Annotated in this window: 1 protein-coding gene; it reads left to right on the top strand. The window is 30.8% G+C overall.

The window, feature by feature from the left end; all coding sequences use genetic code 11:
* Positions 1 to 453: VOC family protein (locus V7137_RS08360; RefSeq protein WP_335697662.1), on the top strand; the 453-nt coding region annotated here is incomplete at its 5' end.
* Between the last annotated feature and the right edge of the window lie 54 nt (positions 454 to 507).

Raw genomic sequence — 507 nt, 5'->3', positions numbered from 1 at the left:
AAAATTATTAGAGGATATGTGGCTAATATTGTTGAATTCATAAATAAAATAGAGAAAGGTGGAAATATAATGAAATCAATAGAATCTCCAATTAAAAGTAAAGTCAACAATGTTTTCATCCATGTTAAGGACCTTAAAAGATCAGCTGAATGGTATCATAACCTTCTTGGAATACCATGTCATCTAAATGAAATTGAATCGCCTGTATATAATATTCCGGTAACAAGCGAAACAGGGTTAACTTTAGATGACCATACGTTTGACTTAGATTTCAAGTTCAAACCTTCCAATTATGTATTATTCAATTTCTACGCAAAAGATATTGATGCAGCATACGAATACATAAAGGCTAGCAATATAACAATTGTCAAAGAAATAGAACGTATAGGCGAGTTCGCATATTTTAACTTTCAAGACTTAGACGGCAATGTTTTAATGATTTGTAATAGCTAATATAACGTAGTGTAAGATTTGTCTATCATTAGCATGATGAAGGACAAAACTCAC

The sequence above is a fragment of the Neobacillus drentensis genome, assembly GCF_036962765.1.
Taxonomy (GTDB): domain Bacteria; phylum Bacillota; class Bacilli; order Bacillales; family Cytobacillaceae; genus Neobacillus; species Neobacillus drentensis_C.
Note: the sequence above shows the minus strand (reverse complement) of the source record. Positions and strands in the feature narration are given on the sequence as shown.